The sequence below is a fragment of the Pseudomonas rhizozeae genome (genome assembly GCF_031583775.1).
In the GTDB taxonomy this organism is placed as follows: Bacteria; Pseudomonadota; Gammaproteobacteria; order Pseudomonadales; family Pseudomonadaceae; genus Aquipseudomonas.
The window spans coordinates 66,137-81,281 of the sequence record NZ_JAVLSB010000069.1; the positions used below are offsets into that span (position 1 = coordinate 66,137).

13 protein-coding genes are annotated in these 15,145 nt (G+C 61.6%); 6 read left to right on the top strand and 7 right to left on the bottom strand.

Going from position 1 to position 15,145, the window contains the following annotated elements; all coding sequences use genetic code 11:
- Nucleotides 1–97: 97 nt before the first annotated feature.
- The gene (locus RG836_RS23905; protein ID WP_310850092.1) at nucleotides 98–919 is read right to left on the bottom strand and encodes a peptidoglycan DD-metalloendopeptidase family protein; all 822 of its coding nucleotides are present in this window, start codon (nucleotides 917–919) and stop codon (nucleotides 98–100) included.
- A 3-nt stretch (nucleotides 920–922) separates the two neighbouring features.
- Nucleotides 923–2,302: an exodeoxyribonuclease VII large subunit gene (gene xseA, locus RG836_RS23910; RefSeq protein ID WP_310850095.1), complete on the bottom strand. Its 1,380-nt coding sequence runs from the start codon at nucleotides 2,300–2,302 to the stop codon at nucleotides 923–925.
- A 187-nt stretch (nucleotides 2,303–2,489) separates the two neighbouring features.
- Here xseA and RG836_RS23915 point away from each other — a divergent pair, with 187 nt between their 5' ends.
- The 6 genes from RG836_RS23915 to tadA all read left to right on the top strand — a co-directional run bounded on the left by RG836_RS23915 (nucleotide 2,490) and on the right by tadA (nucleotide 9,217).
- On the top strand, nucleotides 2,490–3,251 hold the full coding sequence (locus RG836_RS23915; protein ID WP_310850097.1) for a sulfite exporter TauE/SafE family protein: 762 nt from the start codon (nucleotides 2,490–2,492) through the stop codon (nucleotides 3,249–3,251).
- A gap of 69 nt (nucleotides 3,252–3,320) precedes the next feature.
- Nucleotides 3,321–3,869 (top strand): sugar ABC transporter ATPase, encoded by a 549-nt coding sequence (locus RG836_RS23920; protein ID WP_310850099.1) that lies wholly within the window; start codon nucleotides 3,321–3,323, stop codon nucleotides 3,867–3,869.
- Between the two features lie 117 nt (nucleotides 3,870–3,986).
- Nucleotides 3,987–5,456 carry an IMP dehydrogenase gene (gene guaB, locus RG836_RS23925; protein ID WP_310850101.1) on the top strand — a complete coding sequence of 490 codons (1,470 nt, stop codon included), beginning with the start codon at nucleotides 3,987–3,989 and terminating at the stop codon, nucleotides 5,454–5,456.
- 99 nt (nucleotides 5,457–5,555) lie between these two features.
- Complete coding sequence (guaA, locus tag RG836_RS23930) at nucleotides 5,556–7,133, top strand: glutamine-hydrolyzing GMP synthase (RefSeq protein WP_310850103.1); 1,578 nt, start codon at nucleotides 5,556–5,558, stop codon at nucleotides 7,131–7,133.
- 213 nt (nucleotides 7,134–7,346) lie between these two features.
- On the top strand, nucleotides 7,347–8,723 hold the full coding sequence (locus RG836_RS23935; RefSeq protein ID WP_310850105.1) for a multicopper oxidase family protein: 1,377 nt from the start codon (nucleotides 7,347–7,349) through the stop codon (nucleotides 8,721–8,723).
- Entirely contained in the window at nucleotides 8,723–9,217 is a 495-nt protein-coding gene (gene tadA, locus RG836_RS23940) for a tRNA adenosine(34) deaminase TadA (RefSeq protein WP_310850107.1), read from the top strand. The genes RG836_RS23935 and tadA overlap by 1 nt, the downstream gene beginning before the upstream one ends.
- 126 nt (nucleotides 9,218–9,343) lie before the next feature.
- Here the strand turns inward: tadA and cmoB are convergent, their stop codons facing one another.
- The 5 genes from cmoB to lon all read right to left on the bottom strand — a co-directional run bounded on the left by cmoB (nucleotide 9,344) and on the right by lon (nucleotide 14,938).
- Complete coding sequence (gene cmoB, locus RG836_RS23945; RefSeq protein ID WP_310850109.1) at nucleotides 9,344–10,300, bottom strand: tRNA 5-methoxyuridine(34)/uridine 5-oxyacetic acid(34) synthase CmoB; 957 nt, start codon at nucleotides 10,298–10,300, stop codon at nucleotides 9,344–9,346.
- On the bottom strand, nucleotides 10,297–11,040 hold the full coding sequence (gene cmoA, locus RG836_RS23950) for a carboxy-S-adenosyl-L-methionine synthase CmoA (RefSeq protein WP_310850111.1): 744 nt from the start codon (nucleotides 11,038–11,040) through the stop codon (nucleotides 10,297–10,299). The genes cmoB and cmoA overlap by 4 nt, the downstream gene beginning before the upstream one ends.
- Nucleotides 11,041–11,257: 217 nt before the next feature.
- A complete protein-coding gene (locus tag RG836_RS23955; RefSeq protein ID WP_310850113.1) occupies nucleotides 11,258–11,893 on the bottom strand; it encodes a lysoplasmalogenase in 636 nt (211 codons plus the stop codon).
- A gap of 2 nt (nucleotides 11,894–11,895) precedes the next feature.
- Nucleotides 11,896–12,288 (bottom strand): protease inhibitor I42 family protein, encoded by a 393-nt coding sequence (locus tag RG836_RS23960; protein WP_310850115.1) that lies wholly within the window; start codon nucleotides 12,286–12,288, stop codon nucleotides 11,896–11,898.
- A gap of 232 nt (nucleotides 12,289–12,520) precedes the next feature.
- Nucleotides 12,521–14,938 carry an endopeptidase La gene (lon, locus tag RG836_RS23965; protein ID WP_310850117.1) on the bottom strand — a complete coding sequence of 806 codons (2,418 nt, stop codon included), beginning with the start codon at nucleotides 14,936–14,938 and terminating at the stop codon, nucleotides 12,521–12,523.
- Nucleotides 14,939–15,145 lie beyond the last annotated feature (207 nt).

A 15,145-nucleotide genomic window follows, 5' to 3' on the forward strand; every position in this document is an offset into this window, starting at 1 on the left:
CTTACAGGGATTTGTGTCGGTCACAAATGTAGAGCAAGACACCTATTCTTGTGGGAGCTGGCTTGCCAGCGATGAGGCCAGCGGGATCAACAAAAAACTAAGGCTGGAACGCCCCAATGAAAATCGCCGGATCCACCCGCGCATCATTCAAGCTGACGTTCCAGTGCATGTGCGGCCCGGTCGCGCGGCCGGTGGCGCCGACCTTGCCCACTACGGCCCCCCGGGCCAGTTGCTGGCCGACCTGCACATCAATCTTCGACATGTGGCAGAACATGCTGATAAAGCCCTGCCCGTGGTCAACGAACACTGTGTTGCCGTTGAAGAAGTAGTTGCCGGTGAGGATCACCTTGCCCGCCGCCGGGGTCTTGATCGGCGTGCCGCCCGGCACGGCGAAATCCAGGCCTGAGTGCGGGTTGCGTTCTTCACCATTGAAGAAGCGGCGTACACCGAACTTACTCGACAACGGGCCGTTGACCGGTTTGTCCAGCAGCAGGTTGCTCGGGGTATTGGGGCTGAAGCTGCGGTAGGCCTTGAGCTGCTCGGCCAGTTCACCCTCGATGCGCTTGAGGTTGTCCGGATTTGGATTGACCTGCTGGGTGTTCTTCAGGGTGATGCGCTGTTCCGGGTAATTCTTGCTGCCGACGTTGAAGTTCAGGCTGCGCCCGGCGCTGCTGATCTGCTGCGGGCCGGGTTTGACCGTGAGCGGGATGCCGACGATTGCCAGCCAGTTGTCTTGCTCCTTGACCACCAGCACCGGTTTGCCCTGGTACGTCGCCTTCAGCGCTTGCGCCGACGGGCCAAGGTTAACCACCGCGACGCCGCCCGGCACTGGCTTATTCAACAGCCGGGTGATGTAACTGTCGGCGTGGGCGGTGAAGGTCAGGCATAGCAACAGCAGCGAAGCAAAAAAACGTGGCATCGATCAATCCAGTAAAGAAAGGGTGACGGGCGTCAGGTGGTTGTCTTCGACACGCACATCGAGTTCGCCATCGCCTAATTTTGCTTTAAGGCGTTGGCCCGGCCGGGTCTGTTCGGCGCTGCGGATCGCGTGGCCACGATCATCGAGCAGAATGCTGTAGCCCCGCGCGAGGGTCGCCAACGGACTGACCACGTGCAGCGTTTGCATCTGACTCTGCAATTGCAGTCGCCGGGCCTTGAGGCCTTCGCGCATCGAGCGTGGCAAGCGTTCGGCGAGGCTGTCGAGGCGTTGGCGCAGCAGCGCCAGTTGCCGGCCCGGATGTTGCCCGGCGAGGCGAGTCTCCAGACGGATCAGCCGTTCGCGGCGGGTATTTAGATTGCGTTCAAAGGCCCGGCGCATGCGCATGTCCAGGTCGTCGAGGCGTTGCGCTTGCTGGCGCAGGCGCTCGCCGGGATGACGCAAGCGACGTGTCATGCCTTCCAGGCGCATGCGCTCGCGGGCCAGGCGATCGCGGATGCGCATCACCAGGCGCCGGTGCAGGCTTTCGACCCGGCGCACCAGGTCGCTGGCATCAGGCGCGAGCAGCTCGGCGGCAGCGGACGGGGTCGGCGCGCGAACGTCTGCCACAAAGTCACTGATCGATACATCGGTTTCATGGCCGACGGCGCTGACGATCGGCGTCACGCAGGCGTCCACCGCCCGGGCCACGGCTTCTTCGTTGAAACACCAGAGGTCTTCCAGCGAACCGCCGCCCCGCGCCAGGATCAGCGCATCGAAGCCGCGGGCATCGGCGATTTTCAACGCGCGGACGATTTGCCCCACGGCTTCGCGGCCCTGCACGGCAGTCGGGATCAAGGTCAGTTGCACCTGCGGCGCACGGCGGCGGAACACGCTGATGATGTCGCGAATCACCGCGCCGGTCGGCGAACTGATGATGCCGATACGTTGCGGATGGGCCGGCAGCGGCACCTTGCGCTCGGCGCTGAACAGGCCTTCGGCGCTGAGTTTCTCTTTCAGCGCGTCGAAGGCCAGGCGCAGGGCACCGTCGCCGGCCGGTTCCACGGTGTCGAGGATCAACTGATAATCGCCGCGGCCCTCGAACAGCGAGACCTTGCCACGCACCTTGACCGCCAGGCCATCCTTCAGCGCCTGGCGTACCCGCGCGGCATTCTGCCGGAACAACGCGCAACGCACCTGGGCGCCGCTGTCCTTCAAGGTGAAGTACACGTGGCCGGACGCCGGGCGGGCGAGGTTGGAGATCTCGCCTTCGACCCAGATATTGCTGAACACATCTTCCAGCAACACCCGCGCGCGGCCGTTAAGCTGGCTGACAGTCAGGACTTCCCGGTCGAGGCCGAGTCTTGCGAAGGGATCTTTAATCATGGGGCGCAGTTTAAAGGCATTCGCAGGGATATCTCTATGGCGGATATTGATCGACTGTCGCCAACCCTGTGGGAGCGAGCCTGCTCGCGAAAGCGGTATGACAGTCAAAACTGATGTTGAATGTAAACCGTATTCGCGAGCAGGCTCGCTCCCACCAGGGAATCATTTTCAACGAAAGGATTGCGCGTTGCTGGAATTACTCAACCAATGGCCCTTCGGCCTGACCGATTGGCTGGTCATCGGCCTTGGCATCAGCCTGGCGTATATCGTGTTCGGCATCGCCGGGTTCGGCACGGCGCTGGTGGCGGGGCCGATTCTGATTCTGTTCATGCCGTTGTCGAAAATCGTGCCGTTGCTGGTGCTGCTGGATTTCGTCGCCGCGTTCGGCAACCTGCTGCCGTCGCGGCGGGACGTGTCGAAAGCCGAATTGCTGCGGCTGCTGCCGTGCATGGCGCTGGGCTGCAGCCTGGGCGTGGTGTTCCTGCTGAATCTCAAGTCCGACCTGTTGCTGCTGTTGATGGGACTGTTCATCACGGCTTACGCGGTTTACAGCCTGTGGGTTAAAGCGCGGCCCCGTGAGTTGTCGGCGGGCTGGGCGCTGCCGATGGGCACGGTGGGCGGCCTGTTCGGGGCGTTGTTTGGCAGTGGCGGCTTTTTATATGCGATTTACCTGAACAGCCGTTTGCCCAAAGACCCGGCCCGGGCGACCCAGAGTGCGTTGATCAGTTGCAGCACCGTGGTGCGGTTGAGTCTGTTTGCCATCGCCGGTGTCTATGCCGAGCTACCCTTATTGCTGCTGGCCGTGTGTTTATTGCCGGCCATGGCAATGGGGTTGTGGATCGGTCGTCGCTTGACGATGAAATTGTCCCGCGACGCGTTTGTCCGTCTGGTGACCTGGCTGGTGCTGGCCAGCGGGATCGCCTTGATCGGACGTTACTTGAGCACTTGACCGAATCCTGTCAGGGCTTAAGCTGCGCGCCGCACAGTGGTTACCCCGAATGGGCAGCAGGCAGTCCCTATGAATTCGCAAAGCATCCTCGTTCCGAAAATCTCCACCTTGCCGGTGCACGAACCCCGCGCGCGGGCGATCCTGCGCTGGCTGGTGCGCAAGAACATCGTCAAGGAAGAACTGACCACTTGCGGGCGCACCGGCAATCGCATGGCTTACGCACTGGCCGATGGTGCTCGCGCCGTGGTGCTGCACCCCGATGCGCTGCCGTTCAATGAGCCGGTCAATGGCCTGGAAGTCATCTACAAGCGCTGCATCTATACGCCGGCCAAGGGTTTTCTCGGCGAGGCCGGGTGCCCGGAATGCCTCAAGGAGATCGGCGAAGCGCTGTTCGAAAGCCTGGAAGACTGGATGCCGGCGCGTACCGATAACTTCACCTGCCCGGAATGCGGGCATGAAGACGACATCAACGGCTTTATCTTTTTGCAGGAATGCGGCTTTTCGAACCTCGGGTTTATCTTCAATAACTGGGCCGAGGCCGGTTTCAAGCAGAGCTTTCTCGATGAATTCGCCGATTGGCTGGATCTGCCCGTCAGTTGGGTGAAAGTCGAGTTGTAAGGCCTGCAATTCCCCGTATATCAGCAATGCTAATAATAGACAGAGTTTTACATTGAACCCGAGGGGGTGTCTGACTATAATGGCGCGCTTCCATTTTCCCGCTCGGGAGCCCCCGCGATGCTGCGTATCAGCCAAGAAGCTCTGACATTCGACGACATTCTCCTAGTGCCCGGTTACTCCGAGGTGCTTCCTAACGAAGTCAGTCTCAAGACCCGCCTAACCCGTGGCATCGAGCTGAATATTCCCCTGGTTTCTGCCGCCATGGACACCGTCACTGAAGCCCGTCTGGCAATCGCCATGGCTCAGGAAGGTGGCATCGGCATCATCCACAAGAACATGACCATCGAGCAGCAAGCTGCCGAAGTGCGCAAGGTCAAGAAGTTCGAGGCCGGCGTGGTCAAGGACCCGATCACCATCGAGGCTGACGCCACGGTTCGCGATCTGTTCGAACTGACCCGCATGCACAACATCTCCGGCGTTCCGGTGCTGCACGATGGCGACCTGGTCGGCATTGTCACTTCCCGCGACGTGCGCTTCGAAACCCGTCTGGACGCCACCGTTCGTGAAGTGATGACGCCTAAAGAGCGTCTGGTCACGGTTCGCGAAGGTGCCAACAAGAACGAAGTCCGCGAGCTGCTGCACAAGCATCGCCTGGAAAAAGTCCTGATCGTCGACGACAAGTTCGCCCTCAAAGGCATGATGACCGTCAAAGACATCGAAAAAGCCAAGGCTTACCCGCTGGCCAGCAAGGACGACCAAGGTCGCCTGCGTGTCGGGGCTGCGGTCGGTACCGGCAAGGACACTGGCGAGCGCGTCTCGGCCCTGGTCAATGCCGGCGTTGACGTGGTGGTGGTCGACACTGCCCACGGTCACTCCAAGGGCGTGATCGACCGCGTTCGCTGGGTCAAAGAGAATTTCCCTGACGTGCAAGTGATCGGCGGCAACATTGCCACCGGCGCTGCCGCCAAGGCTCTGGTTGAAGCTGGCGCCGATGCGGTCAAGGTCGGTATCGGCCCTGGCTCGATCTGCACCACCCGTATCGTCGCCGGTGTGGGCGTGCCGCAAATCAGCGCCATCGCCAACGTCGCCGCAGCCCTTGAAGGCACCGGCATTCCATTGATCGCCGACGGCGGCATCCGCTTCTCCGGTGACTTGTCCAAAGCCATCGTCGCCGGTGCGTCCTGCGTGATGATGGGCTCGATGTTCGCCGGTACTGAGGAAGCCCCGGGCGAGATCGAACTGTTCCAGGGCCGTTCGTACAAGGCTTATCGCGGCATGGGTTCGCTGGGCGCCATGTCCCAGGCCCAGGGCTCTTCCGATCGCTACTTCCAGGACTCTTCGGCCGGTGCCGAGAAACTGGTACCGGAAGGCATCGAAGGCCGTGTGCCGTACAAAGGCAGCCTGAGCGCGATCATTCACCAGTTGATGGGTGGCCTGCGTTCCTCGATGGGTTACACCGGCAGCGCCGACATCGAAGAAATGCGCACCAAGCCTGAGTTCGTGCGGATCACCGGCGCTGGCATGGCCGAGTCCCACGTCCACGACGTGCAGATCACCAAGGAAGCGCCGAACTACCGCGTCGGTTAAGGCTTCCAGCAAGACGTTACATAACCGGGGCTGTTCGATTCAGCCCCGAGTTGTTTCTGAATCACGACTGTTTCTGAATGACTTAGACGAGACTGAATCATGGCCCTCGATATTCACGCTCACCGCATCCTGATCCTCGACTTCGGTTCCCAGTACACCCAACTGATCGCACGTCGCGTGCGTGAAATCGGCGTGTACTGCGAACTGCATCCGTTCGACATGGACGACGAAGCGATTCGCGAATTCGCACCGCGCGGGATCATCCTCGCCGGCGGCCCCGAGTCTGTACACGTCGCTGACAGCCCACGCGCGCCGCAAGCGGTGTGGGACTTGGGCGTACCGGTTTTCGGTATCTGCTACGGCATGCAGACCATGGCCGAACAGCTTGGCGGCAAGGTCGAAGGCTCCGAGCTGCGTGAGTTCGGTTACGCCCGCGTCGACGTGGTCGGCAAGAGCCGCATCCTCGACGGCATCGAAGACCATGTCGACGCTGACGGCGTGTTTGGCCTCGACGTGTGGATGAGCCACGGTGACAAGGTCACCAAGATGCCGCAGGAATTTCACGTGTTGGCCAGCACCCCGAGCTGCCCGATTGCCGGCATGTTCGACGACGCGCGCGGCTACTACGGTGTGCAGTTCCACCCGGAAGTGACCCACACCAAGCAGGGCGGCCGCATCCTGTCGCGCTTCATCCTCGACATCTGCGAGTGCGAAGCCCTGTGGACCCCGTCGAAAATCGCTGAAGACGCCATCGCCCAGGTCCGCGCCCAGGTCGGCACCGACAACGTGCTGCTGGGCCTGTCCGGCGGCGTCGATTCGTCCGTTGTGGCCGCGCTGCTGCACAAGGCCATCGGCGACCAGCTGACCTGCGTCTTCGTCGACAACGGCCTGCTGCGTCTGCACGAAGGCGAGCAAGTGATGGCCATGTTCGCCGAGAACATGGGCGTCAAAGTGATCCGCGCCAACGCCGAAGAGCAGTTCCTGAACAACCTGGCCGGCGAGTCCGACCCGGAGAAGAAGCGCAAGATTATCGGGCGAACCTTCATCGACGTATTCGATGCCCAGTCCAACAAACTGGACAACATCAAGTACCTCGCCCAGGGCACCATCTACCCGGACGTGATCGAGTCGGCTGGCGCCAAAAGCGGCAAGGCCCACGTGATCAAGTCGCACCACAACGTGGGTGGCTTGCCGGAAGAAATGAACCTGAAACTGGTCGAGCCGCTGCGCGAACTGTTCAAGGACGAAGTCCGTCGCCTGGGCCTGGAACTCGGCCTGCCATACGACATGGTCTACCGTCACCCCTTCCCGGGCCCAGGCCTGGGCGTGCGGATCCTCGGTGAAGTGAAAAAGGAATACGCCGACCTGCTGCGTCGCGCCGACCATATCTTCATCGAAGAACTGCGCAAGGCCGACTGGTACCACAAAGTCAGCCAGGCATTCGTCGTGTTCCAACCGGTGAAATCGGTCGGCGTGGTCGGCGATGGCCGTCGTTACGCCTGGGTTGTGGCCCTGCGTGCCGTGGAAACCATCGACTTCATGACCGCCCGCTGGGCACACCTGCCCTACGAACTGCTGGAAACCGTCAGCGGCCGTATCATCAACGAAATCGAAGGCATCTCCCGCGTCACCTACGACGTGTCGAGCAAGCCGCCGGCGACGATTGAGTGGGAATGATCCGGCACAGGCCTTGATGGCCTGACCGGATAACAAAAAAGCCGTGTGAACCCGCGTTCACACGGCTTTTTTGCTTTATGCCGGAAGTCTTCCGGCCACGCCTGCGGCGGCGCGTCACGCCCGCGTCGCTGTTTCTTTCACAACTGCGGGTGTATCGTATTCGCCTTTTGCGGGCCCCCAAGCCTGTCGCTGATCCGTGAGGTAGTTGCGTTCATGTCCTTTTCCCGTCGCCAAATCCTCGGTGGCCTGGCCGGTCTTGTTGTCGTTGGTCTGGGAGCAGGAGGTGCGTCGCGCTATTGGCTGGGTAAAAGGGCCGACGCGAACGCCGGGCATGACTATGAATTGATTGCTGCGCCTTTGGATGTGGAACTGGTCGCCGGGCACAAGACCGAGGCTTGGGCGTTTGGCCCGTCGGCGCCGGGCACCGAGTTGCGGGTGCGTCAGGGTGAGTGGTTGCGGGTGCGCTTCATCAATCATCTGCCAGTGGCGACCACCATTCACTGGCACGGCATTCGCCTGCCGCTGGAGATGGACGGCGTGCCGTACGTCTCGCAATTGCCGGTGTTGCCAGGTGAGTATTTCGATTACCAGTTCCGCGTGCCGGACGCTGGCAGCTATTGGTATCACCCGCACGTCAACAGCAGCGAAGAGCTGGGCCGCGGGTTGGTCGGGCCGCTGATTGTCGAGGAGCGTGAGCCCACCGGGTTCAAGTATGAGCAAACCCTGAGCCTGAAGAGTTGGCACGTCGATGACGAGGGCCAGTTCGTGGCGTTCAGCATTCCCCGGGAAGCGGCACGCGGTGGCACGGCGGGGCGGCTGTCGACCATCAATGGCGTGTCCCAGGCGGTGATCGATTTGCCGGCCGGGCAGATCACTCGGGTGCGCATCCTCAACCTCGACAACACCTTGACCTATCGCCTGAATATTCCTGGGGTCGAGGCGCAGATCTATGCGCTGGACGGCAATCCCGTCGCGCCGCGTCCGCTGGGCAAGGAATACTGGTTGGGGCCGGGCATGCGTATTTGCCTGGCGATCAAGGCGCCAGCAGCCGGCGAAGAACTGTCCCTGCGCAACGGCCCGGTGCGGCTCGGGACTCTGCGTTCGGTGGCCAACAATGAGGCGCCAGCCACTTGGCCCCCTGCGCTGCCGGCCAACCCGGTGGCCGAGCCGGACCTGGTCAACGCGGAGAAACTCAACTTCAATTTCGAATGGGTCGGTTCGGTGTCGGTCAATGTCGACAATGGCAAGCCGCCGAGCCTGTGGCAGATCAACGGCAAGGCCTGGGACATCACTGATAAAACCTGCGCCGACCGGCCCATCGCCAAGCTCGAAAAGGGCAAAAGCTACATATTCGAGCTGAAGAACCTGACCCAATACCAGCACCCGATTCACCTGCACGGGATGAGTTTCAAAGTGATTGCCTCGAACCGGCACAAGGTCATTCCGTATTTCACCGACACCTACCTGCTGGGCAAGAACGAGCGGGCGCAGGTCGCGCTGGTCGCCGATAACCCGGGGGTGTGGATGTTCCATTGCCACGTGATCGACCACATGGAAACCGGCCTGATGGCCGCGATCGAGGTGGCGTGATGCGGCAGTTTCGCCCGGCGATCATCGACCGCAGCCGCGACCAGGATTTCATGCGCGAAGCCCTGACCCTCGCCGCCCAAGGCGCGGCGCTTGGCGAAGTGCCGGTGGGCGCGGTGCTGGTGCAGGACGGCGAGATCATCGGTCGCGGCTTCAATTGCCCGATCAGCCGCCATGACCCCAGCGCCCACGCGGAAATGGTCGCGATCCGCGCCGCCGCCCAGGCTGTCAGCAACTATCGCCTGCCCGGCAGCACGCTCTACGTAACCCTGGAGCCGTGCAGCATGTGCGCCGGCCTGATCGTCCATTCGCGGATCGCCCGGGTGGTGTACGGCGCGCTGGAGCCGAAGGCGGGGATTGTGCAAAGCCAAGGGCAGTTCTTTACCCAGGGCTTTTTGAATCACCGGGTGTTGTATGAAGGCGGGGTGTTAGCGGAGGAGTGTGGGGCGGTGCTGAGTGAGTTTTTCAAGGCCCGAAGGGCGAAGCCAGCAATCTGAAAAACAACACCAGACCCTGTGGGAGCTGGCTTGCCAGCGATGACGTCGGGACATCAAACATGGATGTCGACTGATCCACCGCTATCGCTGGCAAGCCAGCTCCCACAAGCCTATTTGCTGTCTGGATTACTTCTTCGCCACGATCACCGCCCGCATCGGCGCCGGCAGCCCTTCAACGGTTTTGCTGTGATCCTCGGGATCGAGAAAATCGCTCAGCGACTGATATTTCATCCACTCCGTGCCGCGTTGTTCCTCGACCGTAGTCACGCTCACGTCCACGCAACGAATATCGCTGAACCCGGCCCGCCGCAGCCACAGTTCCAGCGCCGGCACCGACGGCAGGAACCACACGTTGCGCATCTGCGCGTAACGGTCTTCCGGCACCAGCACTTGGTGTTTATCGCCTTCGACCACCAACGTCTCCAGCACCAATTCCCCGCCCTTGACCAGACAATCCTTCAGCGCCAGCAAGTGCTCGATCGGCGAGCGGCGGTGGTAGAACACCCCCATGGAAAACACCGTGTCGAACCCTTCCAGGTTCGGTGGCAGGTCTTCGAACGGGAAAGGCAGATGCCAGGCGTTGGGCTCCGACAGATAACGCTGCACGGCCTGGAACTGGCAGAAAAACAGCCAGTTTGGGTCGACGCCGATCACGCTGTCGGCGCCGGCGCCGAGCATGCGCCACATGTAGTAACCGTTGCCGCAACCGACATCGAGGATGCGTTTGCCCTTGAGGTCCAGATGCGGCGCGACTCGCGACCATTTCCAGTCCGAGCGCCATTCGGTGTCGACGTGCACGCCGAACAGGTCGAACGGCCCCTTGCGCCACGGCGACAGGCCCATCAACGCGGTACGCATTTGCGCGCGGGTGGCGTCGTCGCAGTCGGTGTCGAGTGTCAGGCCGTTGAGCAGGTCGATCGTGCTCGGCTGGATCTTCGGCAAGGCGTCCAGTGCGCTTTGCCAGCGCTCCAGGTCGCCGTGGCCTTTCTCCATTTTCTTGTCGAGTTGTGCTTGCACGGTGTTGGCCCAATCGGCCAGCGGAGTACCGGCGAGACGGCGGGCGAGGGGCGACAGATCAATCATGGCAGGGCAATCAACGAGGCAAAGTTAAGACACTGGAACCACGGCACGACTTTCGAAAACCCGGCGGCCAGCAGGCGTTCGCGGTGTTCTTCGAGGCTGTCGGGCTTCATGACGTTTTCAATGGCGCTGCGCTTCTGGGCGATTTCCAGTTCGCTGTAGCCGTTGGCGCGCTTGAACGCGATGTGCAAATCGGTGAGCAGCGCGTGTTCCTCGGCATCGTTGAAGCGCAGCTTCTCCGAGAGGATCAACGCGCCGCCCGGTACCAACGCCTCGCGGATGCGCGCGAGCAACGCGGTGCGCAGCTCCGGGGCGATGAACTGCAGGGTGAAGTTCAGCGCCACCACCGACGCGGGCTGGAAGTCGAGGGCGAGAATGTCGCCCTCGATCACTTCCACCGGCAGCAATTCCTGGAACATCGAGTCCTGGCCGTTGAGGTACTCGCGGCAGCGCTCGACCATGGCCGAAGAGTTATCCACCGCGATCACCCGGCAACCGTCGGTGCGCACGTGCCGGCGCAAGGCCTGGGTCACCGCGCCAAGGGACGAGCCGAGGTCGTACAGCACGGTGTTCGGCTGGGCGAATTGCGCGGCGAGCACGCCGAGGTTCTCGACGATAGTCGGGTAACCCGGCACCGAGCGCTTGATCATATCCGGGAACACCCGCACCACGTCCTCGTTGAAGGCGAAGTCAGGCACTTGAGCCAACGGCTGGGCGAAAAGGCGATCGGGTTCTTTGCTCACGGCGATTCCGGCGGCAGGGTGGAAAAGGCCGGCATTTTAGCCAAGTTGACGGTGAGATGCGCGGGTTGTCTGATAAACCGCTGCGGCTGAAGGCGCAAGGGCTGGTGGGGTGAGGGGCTTACCCCCGATGGCCTGCGAAGCAGGCCCTAACCCTTCCTTGAGAAAAAGCGAGGGCGGCTGCGCCACCCAGCGGGAGCAAGCTCCCTCGCCACAGGGGCTAGCGTGATCTTTGAGAGAACGCCGACGCCGTGATCGCCCACTGCCCCAGCCAGTAGCTGAGGATGATCACGTAAGGCGCGGCATGGAACGGCGCGACAAAGCGATCGATGCCAATCACGCTGTCGGAGAACACGAACGCCAGGGCGCCACCCGCCGCCAGCAACGCCGAACGCTTCGGTACGTCGCTGCCCAGGCGCGCGAGAGCCCGCCACAGCATCGCCGAAATCGCCATGCCGTAAATCACCACCGGCACCAGCAACGGCCCCAAACCTTGGCGAATCAGCACGCCAAGCAAGACTGCGCCCACCGCCGCTGCGACGATCAGCGGCAACAGCGCCAGGCGTCGGCAATCGCTCAAGTAGGCTTTCAGGTACGCCAGGTGCGCCAGCAAAAACGCCCCAAGGCCAAACACAAACAGGTCGCCGGGCCAGGCCAGCAACACATCGCCGAGCAGCGAGAAAATCAAACCCAGGCTGATCCAGCGTCGGTAATCGCTGGGCGGCGCGTCGTGCAACCAGCCGAGCAAGGCCAACACCGGCAATGGCTTGACCAGCAGACACAGCAGCGCCGCGTGCACGCTCAAGCCGTAGACAAAGGTGGCCGCGCCCATCAACGCGAGGATCAGCCAACCCATCGTCAGTTAACCGCAATCGCGCAGTCGAAGCTCTGCACCGCCGTGACTTCCGGCGCCCAGGGTTGCGAATAAGTCAGGCGCAAACGGCCTGTGCCAGGGGCGAACGCCTGGAAACGCCAAGTGGAAATCCCGGCGCTGCCGACGATACCGGCGTCTTCCGGGTTGCTGTACACCTCGGGGCTCAACGCCTTCAACACGCCGCCGGCCGAATCCTGAATCGCCCAGCGGTAGCCCGTGGTCGGGTTGCTTGGCAAGGTCAGGATCAGGTTTTGCCCATTACTCATTCGCAATGGGCATTCGCTTTGTTTTTCCACAGTCAGGTTTTGTTTCGGTGAGCTGGCGCAAGCGGCCAGCAGGGCGAGACTGAGGGGCAGTAACAGGCGAGTGGGGGACATAAGGTCAGGGGCTCCGGCGTTCACGACGAACGGCGAGCATAACTGAAGATGAGACAAAGTGTGACAGCCGCCCAGTCAGGTGTTGTCTGGACTGACGCCATCGCTGGCAAGTCGAATCGTCGCACCGCAGCTCCCACAGTGATCGGCGGTGTTCACAGAAGTTGTGTTCATCGCAAGATCCTGTGGGAGCTGGCTTGCCAGCGATAGCGGCGTTACAGCCGCTACATGACCGTCAGAACAAAATCTTCGCCACGTCCGCAAAGCGCTTGGCGAAGTGCACGGTGATGCCTTCCTTCAGGTACTCCGGCAGTTCCTCGAAGTTGCCACGGTTGGGCTCCGGCAGGATCAGTTCGAAGATTTTCTGCCGACGTGCGGCGATGACTTTTTCGCGCACGCCGCCGATCGGCAGGACGTGCCCGGTCAGTGTCAGTTCGCCGGTCATGGCCACGCCTTTTTTCGGCGGCTGGTTGCGTGCGAGGGAGAGCAGGGCGCTGGCCATGGTCACGCCGGCGCTTGGGCCGTCCTTGGGTGTGGCGCCTTCCGGGACGTGCAAGTGGACAAAGGCTTCGTCGAAGAACTTGGCATCGCCGCCGAATTGCTTGAGGTGCGAGCTGACGTAGCTGTAGGCGATTTCCGCCGACTCCTTCATCACATCACCCAGTTGCCCGGTGAGCTTGAAGCCGCGATTGAGCGTGTGTATACGCGTGGCCTCGATCGGCAAGGTTGCGCCGCCCATGCTGGTCCAGGCCAGGCCGGTGATGACCCCAGTGCCGGACAGCACTTGTTCGTTGCGAAACACCGCGCGGCCGAGTGAGGCTTCGAGGTCTTTGGGGCCAAGCTTGATCACCGCTTTCGGTTCTTCGATCAGCTTCATCACCGCTTTGCGCACAAGTTTGCCCAGTTGTTTTTCCAACTGGCGCACCCCGGCTTCGCGGGCATAGCCGTCGATCAAGACTTTCAGCGCGCTGTCGCTGATGCTCAGGCTGCCTTTCGACACGCCGGCCTTCTCCAGTTGCTTGGGCCACAGGTGACGCTTGGCGATCGCGACTTTTTCTTCGGTGATGTAGCCCGACAGGCGAATCACTTCCATGCGGTCGAGCAACGGACCAGGGATCGAGTCCAGGGTGTTGGCGGTACAGACGAACAGCACCTTCGACAGGTCCAGACGCAGGTCCAGGTAATGATCGAGGAATTCGACGTTCTGTTCCGGGTCGAGAGTTTCCAGCAGCGCCGAGGCCGGGTCGCCCTGGTAGCTCTGGCCCATCTTGTCGATCTCGTCGAGCATGATCACCGGGTTCATCACTTCAACGTCTTTCAACGCCTGCACCAGTTTGCCCGGCATCGCGCCGATGTAGGTGCGGCGGTGGCCCTTGATCTCGGCTTCGTCGCGCATGCCGCCGAGGCTGAAGCGGTAGAACGGCCGGCCCAGGGATTCGGCGATGGATTTACCGACGCTGGTCTTGCCGACGCCCGGCGGGCCTACCAGCAGTACGATGGAGCCGCTGATCTCGCCTTTATAGGCACCGACCGCGAGGAATTCGAGGATGCGGTCCTTGATGTCGTCGAGTCCGGCGTGGTGCTGGTCGAGTACCTTGCGTGCGTGCTTGAGGTCGAGTTTGTCCTCGCCATACACGCCCCACGGCACCGCCGTCGCCCACTCCAGATAATTGCGGGTCACGGCGTATTCCGGCGAGCCGGTTTCGAGGATCGACAGTTTGTTCAGTTCTTCTTCGATGCGTTTCTGTGCCTGCGGCGGCAGCGCTTTACCTTCCAAGCGTTGCTGGAACTGCTCGATATCGGCGCTGCGATCGTCCTTGGTCAGCCCCAGTTCCTGCTGGATAACCTTGAGTTGTTCCTTGAGGAAAAACTCCCGCTGGTGCTCACCGATCTTGCGGTTCACCTCGGCGGAAATCTCTTTCTGCAGGCGCGCGACTTCGACTTCCTTGCGCAGCATCGGCAGGACTTTTTCCATGCGCTTGAGCATCGGCACGCAGTCGAGCACTTCTTGCAGCTCGGAACCGGTGGCGGAGGTCAGGGCGGCGGCGAAGTCGGTCAGCGGCGACGGGTCGTTGGGGCTGAAGCGGTTGAGGTAATTCTTCAGCTCTTCGCTGTACAGCGGGTTGAGCGGCAGTAATTCCTTGATCGCGTTGATCAGCGCCATGCCGTAAGCCTTGACCTCGTCGGTCGGCTCGGTGGGCTGGTGCGGATATTCCACTTCCACCAGGTACGGCGGGCGATGGTGCTTGAGCCAGGTCTTGATGCGCACGCGCGTCAGGCCCTGGGCGACGAATTGCAGCTTGCCGTTCTCGCGGCTGGCGTGATGTACCTTGACCAGCGTGCCGTATTGCGGCAACGCCGAGGTGTCGAAGTGGCGCGGGTCTTCTTGCGGCGAGTCCATGAAGAACAGCGCCAGCGAGTGGTGCTCGGACTTGCTCACCAACTCCAGCGTCTCGGCCCAGGGTTCTTCATTGACGATCACCGGCAACACCTGCGCCGGGAAGAACGGGCGATTGTGGATCGGGATGATGTAGACCTTGTCCGGCAGGTTCTGCCCCGGCAGGGCCAGGCCTTTGCCGGTGGAATGATGTTCGATGTGATCTGTTTCGGTGTCGTCGTTCAGCTCTTCAGAAAATTCTTGCTGTTCGCTCATGGGGCACCTGCGCAATGGGGTATGGGGTGTTAGATGGGGCAGGCAAGCGGTGGTTTCAATGCTGCTTAGGTGTTACGGGATAAATCGAAGGTGTAGTTGATTTATGGAAACCGTTTCTCAGGTGGCCCCAAAAGCCATGTTTTTGGGCTGTCGGGACATAAGAACTGTCAGTTCTATCAGGTTTTTACGCGGCGGCAATGTGGCTGA

What these genes read in the sequence shown, in the direction of transcription:
- RG836_RS23905 (WP_310850092.1), bottom strand. Translation starts at nt 919, where the DNA reads ATGCCACGTTTTTTTGCTTCGCTGCTGTTGCTATGCCTGACCTTCACC.
- xseA (WP_310850095.1), bottom strand. Translation starts at nt 2,302, where the DNA reads ATGATTAAAGATCCCTTCGCAAGACTCGGCCTCGACCGGGAAGTCCTG.
- RG836_RS23920 (WP_310850099.1), top strand. Translation starts at nt 3,321, where the DNA reads ATGAATTCGCAAAGCATCCTCGTTCCGAAAATCTCCACCTTGCCGGTG.
- guaB (WP_310850101.1), top strand. Translation starts at nt 3,987, where the DNA reads ATGCTGCGTATCAGCCAAGAAGCTCTGACATTCGACGACATTCTCCTA.
- guaA (WP_310850103.1), top strand. Translation starts at nt 5,556, where the DNA reads ATGGCCCTCGATATTCACGCTCACCGCATCCTGATCCTCGACTTCGGT.
- RG836_RS23935 (WP_310850105.1), top strand. Translation starts at nt 7,347, where the DNA reads ATGTCCTTTTCCCGTCGCCAAATCCTCGGTGGCCTGGCCGGTCTTGTT.
- tadA (WP_310850107.1), top strand. Translation starts at nt 8,723, where the DNA reads ATGCGGCAGTTTCGCCCGGCGATCATCGACCGCAGCCGCGACCAGGAT.
- cmoB (WP_310850109.1), bottom strand. Translation starts at nt 10,300, where the DNA reads ATGATTGATCTGTCGCCCCTCGCCCGCCGTCTCGCCGGTACTCCGCTG.
- RG836_RS23955 (WP_310850113.1), bottom strand. Translation starts at nt 11,893, where the DNA reads ATGGGTTGGCTGATCCTCGCGTTGATGGGCGCGGCCACCTTTGTCTAC.
- RG836_RS23960 (WP_310850115.1), bottom strand. Translation starts at nt 12,288, where the DNA reads ATGTCCCCCACTCGCCTGTTACTGCCCCTCAGTCTCGCCCTGCTGGCC.
- lon (WP_310850117.1), bottom strand. Translation starts at nt 14,938, where the DNA reads ATGAGCGAACAGCAAGAATTTTCTGAAGAGCTGAACGACGACACCGAA.